Raw genomic sequence first — 7,462 nt, 5'->3', positions numbered from 1 at the left:
AGGTAGGTCTCCTGCACCAGGTCCTCGGCGTCGTGGATGGAGCCGAGCATCCGGTAGCAGTGCGCCAGCAGTTCCCGCCGGTACGGATCGGCGAGTTCCTGGAAATCCCGCTCTAGGGTGCTGTTCGCCATCGTGGTCGTCACCTTCGCTGGGCATCGTCGCTGGGACGGGCACCCCGGCGGGCCCCGTCACTCCCGACGGTAGGCGGACCCACCGACAGAACACGCTCGCCGCCCATACTACGCCGCTGACCAGCGAGATCACCGAGGAGGAGGAGCGGTGGCGCTACCCGCCGTCCGCGCCCTGCGGCCCACCCTGCCGGTGCGGCTCGATCATCGTGATGCCGGGGGCGGGCAGGTCCGTGAGGGCGGCCGGGGCCTCGTCCAGCGCGAGGACGCGGCCGATCAGCAGATCGGGGCGCAGCGTCCCCGCCCGGACCAGCTCCACCATCGGGCCGTAGGCGTGGGCGGCCATCCCGTGGCTGCCGACGATCTCCAGCTCCATGGCGACGACCCGTTCCATCGGGAGGTCCGCGCGGCCCGCGCCGGGCGGGAGCAGGCCGACCTGGACGTGCCGGCCCCGCCGGCGCAGGCACTCGACCGAGGCGCGGGCCGTCTCCGGGCTGCCCAGCGCGTCCAGCGAGACGTGCGCGCCGCCCCGGCAGGCCTCCCGCACGGCGCCCGCCACGTCGGCGTGGCCGGCGGCGTTGACGACCGCGGACGCCCCGCTGCGCCGCGCCAGCTCCAGCGCCCCGGGCGCGACGTCGACGGCCACGACGCGGGCGCCCGCCGCCGCGGCGATCATCACGGCGGACAGGCCGACGCCGCCGCAGCCGTGCACGGCCACCCACATGCCCGCGGAGGCACCGCCCTGCGCGAGGACGGCCCGGAACGCGGTGGCGAACCGGCAGCCGAGGGCGGCGGCCGCGGTGTACGACATCTCGTCCGGCAGCCGCACCAGGTTGACGTCGGCGTTCCCGACCGCGACGTAGTGGGCGAAGGAGCCCCAGTGGGTGAAGCCGGGCTGCGTCTGCGCCTCGCAGACCTGCTGGTCCCCCGCCGCGCAGGCGGCGCAGCGGCCGCAGGCGCACACGAACGGGACGGTGACGCGGTCCCCCGGGCGGGCGGTGGTGACGCCCGCGCCGACCTCCTCGACGGTCCCCGCCAGCTCGTGGCCGGGCACGTGCGGGAGGACCCGGATCGCGGGATCGTGCCCCCGCCAGCCGTGCCAGTCGCTGCGGCACACCCCCGTGGCCTCGACCCGGATGACCGCGCCGCCCGCGGGCGGCCGCGGATCGGGGACCTCGCGGACCTCCGGCGGCGCGCCGAACTCCGCGTAGACGACCGCCCGCATCAGAGGGCCCGCACCTAGAACTCGAAGCCGCCGGGGCGGCCGTTGCGGTCGGCGATGAGGCCGGCCAGGGTCGCGATCGCGATCTCCGCCGGGGTCCGCGACCCGATGTTGAGGCCGATGGGCCGGTGGACCCGCGCGATCTCGCGGGCGGGTACGCCGAGTTCGGTGAGCGCCGGGATGTGCGGGGCGGGATGGCGGGGGTTGCCCATGACGCCGACCCAGCGGACCGGCTGGGTCAGCACGTCCCGCAGGACCGGTCCCAGCTCGGGGCGGTGGTGGTCGGTGACCACGACGTCGGCCGTCGCGTCGAGGTGCGGCAGCTCGGCGGCGCCGCCCCGGTCCTTGTCGGGGTCGACGAGGAAGGTGCGGTAGCCGAGGTCGGCGCCGTAGCGCAGCAGGTGCTCGGCGACGGGACCGGCGAACACCGCGACCAGCGTCCGCTCCGCCGCGGGCGCCGGGACGTCGCCGTGCGCGACGGCGCAGGCGGGGTCGGTCTCGTGCGGTGTTCCCATACCCGCAAGTCTGCCCCGCGCGGGCGCGGCCGGTCCAGCGGGCCGCACCGTTGACGGAAAGCCGGGTTTCCCCGACGCGAGACCCTTCCTTGGGAACGGGTATGCCTGCACCCTAGAGTGCACATCCAGGCGGGCTCGGGAGGAACCGTGATCACGAGACCGGAGGGCGGCCCCCGCGTCGTGGTCGGGGTGGACGACTCGGCGGGCGCTCGTAGTGCCCTGTCCTGGGCGATCGGCGCGGCCCGGCTGCGCGGGCTGCCGCTGCTGGTGGCCCATGCCGCTCCGCTGCCGCCGCACGTGTCGGCGGCGGGGCAGCTCGGCTGCGGCGTCACCGAGGCGCTGCGCGCGTCCGGCGCCGAGCTCATCGCCCGGGTCCTCGGCGACGTGTGCGGCGGCCCGCCCGAGGGCGTGGACATGACGGCGCTGGCGCTGGTGGGCGAGCCGGGCGCGGTGCTGGTGCGGCTGGCGGGCGACGGCGACATCCTCGTCGTCGGGCACGGGACGCGCGGCCCGTTCTCGCGGCTGCTGCGGCCCTCGGTCCGGCTGCACTGCGCCCGCCGGGCGCGGGCGACGCTCGTCTGCGTGCAGACGCCCTCGTTCGACACGATGCTGGAGCGCCTGGCCGTGCGGGACGAGTCACCCGACGTGCAGGGCTCCCGGTTCCGGCGGCTGGGCCGCCGGCTGCGTCACCCGCTGTGACCTCCCCGGTCGTGGAGCTGGCGGACGAGCGGGCCGCCCGGCGGGGCGTGCGGCTGTTCCTGAAGCGGGACGACCTGATCCACCCGGAGCTGCCCGGCAACAAGTGGCGCAAGCTCAAGCACAACCTCGGGCCGGCCCGGGAGCACGGGACGGTCCTCACCTTCGGCGGCGCCTACTCCAACCACATCCGGGCCACGGCCGCGGCCGGGAGGATCTTCGGGTTCGCGACCATCGGCGTGATCCGCGGCGAGGAGCACCTGCCGCTGAACGACACCCTCGCCTACGCCGAGCGGATGGGCATGCGGCTGACCTACCTGGACCGCGCCGCCTACCGGCGCAAACACGAGCCCGGCGTCGTCGCCGCCCTGCGCGAGCGGTGGGGCGGCTTCCACCTCCTCCCCGAGGGCGGCAGCAACGCGGCGGCCGTCAGGGGCTGCGCGGAACTCGGCGCGGAGGTGCCGGGCTACGACGTCGTCTGCTGCCCGTGCGGCACCGGCGGGACACTGGCCGGACTGGCCGCCGGGCTCGCCCCGGGCCAGCGCGCCCTGGGGTTCTCCGTCCTGAAGGGCGGCTTCCTGCACGCCGAGGTGGAACGGCTCCAGCGCGAGACGTACGGCGGGCTGCGCGGGGCCTGGCGCGTCGAAGACGGCTTCCACTTCGGCGGCTACGCCAGGCGGACGCGCGAGCTGGACGCCTTCATCGCCGACTTCGCCGAGCGGCACGGCATCGTCCTCGACCGCGTCTACACGGCGAAGATGATGTCCGGCGTGCTCACGCTGGCCGAGCGCGGCGCGTTCCCGGAGGGCGCACGGGTGCTGGCCGTCATCACGGGGTGACCGGGCGGGCCCCGCATGCCGCGCGCGGGGCCCGCCGGTCACCGGTCCGGTCAGGCGGGGGGCAGGTCGGCCAGGCGGGCCAGGGCGGCGCGGTGCCGGTCGGGCGTGCCGAGGGCGATGGAGTCGGCCTTGGCGCGCTTCAGGTACAGGTGCGCGGGGTGCTCCCAGGTGAAGCCGATGCCGCCGTGCATCTGCACGCACTCCTCGGCGGCCTTGACGGCGACGGCCGAGCAGTGCGCCTGCGCGACGGCCACGGCGATCGCGGTGTCGTCGTCACCGGCCGCGACATCACCGGCCGCGACGGACGACGCGGCGTGGCGGGCGACCGCGCGGGCCTGCGTGATGGACGTCCACAGGTCGGCGAGGCGGTGCTTGAGGCCCTGGTAGGAGCCGACCGGCCGGCCGAACTGGTAGCGGGTCTTCACGTAGGCGACGGTGTCGTCCAGGCAGCGCTCGGCGAGCCCGAGCTGCTCGGACGCCAGCATCGCGGCGCCGGTGAGCAGCGCGGCCCGGACGGCGTCCGCCCCCTCGGCGACGAGCCGCGCCGGCGCCCCGGAGAACGTGACGTCCGCCAGGCGGCGCGTCATGTCCAGGGAGGTCACGGCGGTGCGGCGGGCGTCCGCGGCGTCCACCGCGTAGAGGCCGCCGGACGCCGGGACGAGGAACACCTCGGCCGCCATCCCGTCGGCGACGCTGGTGACCTCGCCGGTCACCGTGCCGTCCGCGGCCCGGACCTCCGGCGCCGCGTCGCCGGGCGCCGTGCTGAACGGCACGGCCAGGACGGCGATCGTGCCGCCCGACGCGAGCCGCGCGAGCAGGTCGCGCTCCCCCGCGGCCAGCAGCGCGGCCGTCGCGGTGACGGCGCTGCCGAGGAACGGTACGGGCGCGGTGCAGCGGCCCAGCTCCTCCATGACGACGGCGGTCTCGCGCCAGGTGGCCCCCGCGCCGCCGAGGTCCTCGGGGACGGGCAGTCCGGCGCAGCCGAGCTGCCCCGCGACGGCCCGCCACAGCGCCGCGTCGTAGGGCTCGTCCTTCTCGGTCCCGGCGAGGACGGACGTCCAGGGCGCCTTGTCCGCCAGCACCTCGCGGACGCTCGCGCGCAGGTCGTTCTCGATCTCGCTGTACAGCAGATCGCTCATTTGGGCAGGTCCTTCCACGGCACGTCCTTGTCGACCCGGATCTCGCCGGGGAGCCCCAGCACCCGCTCGGCGATGATGTTGCGGAGGATCTCCGACGTGCCGCCCTCGATGGAGTTGCCCTTGGCGCGCAGGTAGCGGTACCCGGGCGAGCGGCGGGTGAAGTCGACCTCGGCGGGCCGGCGCATCGTCCAGTCGTCGTAGCGCAGGCCGTCCTCGCCCAGCAGTTCCAGCTCCAGGCCGGACACCTTCTGGTTGAGCTCGGCGAACGCCAGTTTGGCCCCCGAGCCCTCCGGGCCGGGCTGCCCGGCGGTGAGCTGCTGGCGCAGCCGCTCCCCGGTGAGCCGCGCGGCCTCGGTCTCGACCCAGGCCCGCAGCACGGCGTCGTGGAGGCCGGGGGTGCGCAGCTCGGGGCGGTCGCGCCACAGCGCGGCGACCACGCCGATCATGCCGCCCCCACGGGGCGACCCGGCGCCGCCGATGGCGACCCGCTCGTTCATGAGCGTCGTGGTGGAGACCCGCCAGCCCTGCCCGACCTCGCCGAGCCGGTGCTCGTCGGGGATCCGCACGTCGGTGAGGAAGACCTCGTTGAACTCGGCCTCGCCGGTGATCTGCCGCAGCGGGCGCACCTCGACGCCCGGCGCGGTCATGTCGCAGACGAAGTAGGTCATGCCGCGGTGCTTGGGGACGTCCGGGTCGGTGCGGGTGACGAGAATCGCCCAGCGCGCCTCGTGGGCCATGGACGTCCAGACCTTCTGGCCGTTGACCGTCCAGGCGTCGCCGTCGCGGACGGCGCGGGTGCCGAGCGCGGCGAGGTCGGAGCCGGCGCCGGGCTCGCTGAACAGCTGGCACCACACCTCCTCGCCGGTCCACAGGGGGCGCAGGAAGCGGCGCTTCTGCTCGTCGGTGCCGAACGCGAGGATCGTCGGCGCGGCCATGCCGAGCCCGATGCCGTTGCGCTCGGGATGGTTGGTGGGCGCACCGGCCTTGGCGAACGCCCGGTCGACCGCGGGCTGCAGGGCCCGGGGGGCGCCGAGGCCGCCGAGGCCCTCGGGGTAGTGGACCCAGGCGAGGCCGGCGTCGAACCGGGCCCGCAGGAACTCCAGGGGCTCGCCGGCGGACGGGTCGTGCGCGGCGAGGAACTCGCCCACCCGCCTCTCCAGCTCCTCGGCGTCGGGCGGTGCTGTGCTCACGGGGCGGACCTCCGCAGGGCGAGGGGGCGGCGGCCGGGCCGCCCCACGAACATACCAACCGGTCGGTATGGTCCGCCCAGCCTAGGAACCGGCGGGTCGGCGAGTCAACCGCCGTCCGCTCCCATGGCGCGGTCGAGCCCGGCGTGGTCGTGGTAGTCGCGGAACTCCACGATGCGCCCGCCGCGCACCCGCAGGACGAAGACGCTGGGCACGACGAACTCGCGCCCGGTCTCGGTGTTGTGCCCCGCGTACTCGAACTCCGCGATGATCACCTCGGGGTCGGCGGTGTGGTGGACGACGACGTTGCGCGCGGTCATCTCCAGCGGCATCGCCTCCAGGCGCGCGAAGTGCTCGCGCACCGCGTCGCGTCCCTCCAGGCGGATGGCGGGATGGGCGAACGGGCGGACGACCACCGCGTCCTCGGCGTACAGCCGCGGCAGCGCCTCGGGCCGCCGCGCGGTCACCCCGTCGATGAGCCGCTGGAAGACGGCCCGGGGGCTGGCGAACTCGGACATGTCCCTCCACTACAAGTCACGGCTTCACTTGTCAACGGCTTCACTCGCCGGAGGCGTGTGCACGGTATCCGTCCGGCGGTGGACGGTGGGCGCCTCGGCCGTTCGGTTCGGCGGGGAGCTCGTCCCGGTGCGGCACCGTCAGCGACGTCACGGCGCGGGTGAGGACGACGTACAGGCGGGCGGGGCCGCGGGCCTCGGCGGCGGCGATGCCGGCGGGCTCGGCGACGACCACCCGATCGTACTCCAGGCCCTTGGCCGGCGTCGCGGGGACGAGGTCCTCACCGGCCCGCCCCGCATCCCGCCCACCGGTTTTTCCGGCCGGGTGCGGCTGCGCGCGGCGTTCCTCCTTGCCGGGCGGGGACCCGTGTGTGACGTTGGGCGCCATGATGAGGTCGGGATGGTGATGGCATGGTGACGCTGAGCGGCCGGACGGCGCTGGTCACCGGCGCCTCGTCCGGCATCGGCGCGGTCGTGGCGGAGGCGCTCGCCGAAGCCGGCGCCCGGGTCGGGCTGGTGGCGCGGCGCAAGGACAGGCTGGAGCAGGTGCTCGCCCGGTGCCGCGAGCACGCCCCGGACTCGGCGATGTGGGTCGCCGACCTCGCGGACCTGGACGGCATCGCCGGCCTCGCCGCGGACGTCGAGCGCGAGTTCGGCGCCGTGGACGTCCTGGTGAACAACGCCGGCATGCCGAAGCGCCGCCGCGTCCAGGACCTCGCGCCCGCCGAGGCCGAGGACGTGATGCGGCTGAACTACCTGTCCCCGGTGCGGCTCACGCTGGCGCTGCTGCCCGGGATGCTCGCGCGGGGGCACGGCCACCTGGTGGCGGTGGGGTCGGTCGCGGCGCGGCTCGGGCCGCCGCACGAGGCCGCCTACGCGGCGTCCAAGGCGGCGCTCACCGCGTTCTGGGAGAGCACGGCGGTCGACCTGGACGGCACCGGGGTGCAGGTCCACGTCGTGCAGCCCGCGATCATCGCGGGGACCGAGCTGTTCACGCTGCCCGGCAACGAGAAGCCGCTGAGCGACGTGTCCGAGGGGCTGCCGCCGCGGGAGGTGGCCGCGGCCGTCCTGGACGTCCTCGGCGACGGGCGGTTCGAGCGGTACGTGCCGGGGTGGTTCCACGAGATGGCCTCGGGCAAGGCCGCCGACGTCGACGCGTTCGTCGCCGGGGTCAAGGAGTGGACCCGGGAGCGGCTGGAGGGCTGACCCGCGCGCCCGGCG

At 75.6% G+C, this 7,462-nt stretch carries 9 protein-coding genes and 1 pseudogene; 3 read left to right on the top strand and 7 right to left on the bottom strand.

What is annotated here, in order from left to right; genetic code table 11:
* From E1289_RS14205 to E1289_RS14195, 3 genes are all read right to left on the bottom strand, one after another.
* Window positions 1-131, bottom strand: a 131-nt coding sequence (locus E1289_RS14205; RefSeq protein ID WP_279487341.1) for a sigma factor, incomplete at its 3' end; no start/stop codon positions are given.
* 154 nt (window positions 132-285) lie between these two features.
* On the bottom strand, window positions 286-1,353 hold the full coding sequence (locus E1289_RS14200; protein WP_131980132.1) for an alcohol dehydrogenase catalytic domain-containing protein: 1,068 nt from the start codon (window positions 1,351-1,353) through the stop codon (window positions 286-288).
* 14 nt (window positions 1,354-1,367) lie between these two features.
* A complete protein-coding gene (locus tag E1289_RS14195) occupies window positions 1,368-1,865 on the bottom strand; it encodes an XdhC family protein (RefSeq protein ID WP_131980130.1) in 498 nt (165 codons plus the stop codon).
* Window positions 1,866-2,012: 147 nt separating this feature from the next.
* Between E1289_RS14195 and E1289_RS14190 the strand changes: the two genes are divergently transcribed.
* Both E1289_RS14190 and E1289_RS14185 read left to right on the top strand, forming a co-directional pair.
* Window positions 2,013-2,564, top strand: a complete 552-nt coding sequence (locus E1289_RS14190; protein WP_165970463.1) for a universal stress protein — start codon at window positions 2,013-2,015, stop codon at window positions 2,562-2,564.
* Window positions 2,561-3,400 (top strand): pyridoxal-phosphate dependent enzyme, encoded by an 840-nt coding sequence (locus E1289_RS14185; RefSeq protein WP_131980126.1) that lies wholly within the window; start codon window positions 2,561-2,563, stop codon window positions 3,398-3,400. Before E1289_RS14190 ends, E1289_RS14185 begins: the two co-directional genes overlap by 4 nt.
* Before the next feature lie 50 nt (window positions 3,401-3,450).
* Here E1289_RS14185 and E1289_RS14180 read toward each other — a convergent pair whose 3' ends face one another.
* From E1289_RS14180 to E1289_RS14165, 4 genes and pseudogenes are all read right to left on the bottom strand, one after another.
* Entirely contained in the window at window positions 3,451-4,539 is a 1,089-nt protein-coding gene (locus E1289_RS14180) for an acyl-CoA dehydrogenase family protein (protein ID WP_131980124.1), read from the bottom strand.
* Complete coding sequence (locus E1289_RS14175) at window positions 4,536-5,729, bottom strand: acyl-CoA dehydrogenase family protein (protein ID WP_131980122.1); 1,194 nt, start codon at window positions 5,727-5,729, stop codon at window positions 4,536-4,538. The genes E1289_RS14180 and E1289_RS14175 overlap by 4 nt, the downstream gene beginning before the upstream one ends.
* A 104-nt stretch (window positions 5,730-5,833) precedes the next feature.
* Window positions 5,834-6,244, bottom strand: a complete 411-nt coding sequence (locus tag E1289_RS14170) for a nuclear transport factor 2 family protein (RefSeq protein WP_131980120.1) — start codon at window positions 6,242-6,244, stop codon at window positions 5,834-5,836.
* Window positions 6,245-6,284: 40 nt separating this feature from the next.
* Window positions 6,285-6,515: pseudogene (locus tag E1289_RS14165) on the bottom strand (hypothetical protein); the annotation flags it as partial.
* Window positions 6,516-6,652: 137 nt separating this feature from the next.
* Here E1289_RS14165 and E1289_RS14160 point away from each other — a divergent pair.
* Window positions 6,653-7,447 carry an SDR family NAD(P)-dependent oxidoreductase gene (locus E1289_RS14160; protein ID WP_131980116.1) on the top strand — a complete coding sequence of 265 codons (795 nt, stop codon included), beginning with the start codon at window positions 6,653-6,655 and terminating at the stop codon, window positions 7,445-7,447.
* Window positions 7,448-7,462 lie beyond the last annotated feature (15 nt).

It is taken from the genome of Actinomadura sp. 6K520, assembly GCF_004349245.1.
GTDB lineage: Bacteria > Actinomycetota > Actinomycetes > Streptosporangiales > Streptosporangiaceae > Spirillospora.
Note: the sequence above shows the minus strand (reverse complement) of the source record. Positions and strands in the feature narration are given on the sequence as shown.

What these genes read in the sequence shown, in the direction of transcription:
- E1289_RS14200 (WP_131980132.1), bottom strand. Translation starts at nt 1,353, where the DNA reads ATGCGGGCGGTCGTCTACGCGGAGTTCGGCGCGCCGCCGGAGGTCCGC.
- E1289_RS14195 (WP_131980130.1), bottom strand. Translation starts at nt 1,865, where the DNA reads ATGGGAACACCGCACGAGACCGACCCCGCCTGCGCCGTCGCGCACGGC.
- E1289_RS14180 (WP_131980124.1), bottom strand. Translation starts at nt 4,539, where the DNA reads ATGAGCGATCTGCTGTACAGCGAGATCGAGAACGACCTGCGCGCGAGC.
- E1289_RS14170 (WP_131980120.1), bottom strand. Translation starts at nt 6,244, where the DNA reads ATGTCCGAGTTCGCCAGCCCCCGGGCCGTCTTCCAGCGGCTCATCGAC.
- E1289_RS14160 (WP_131980116.1), top strand. Translation starts at nt 6,653, where the DNA reads ATGGTGACGCTGAGCGGCCGGACGGCGCTGGTCACCGGCGCCTCGTCC.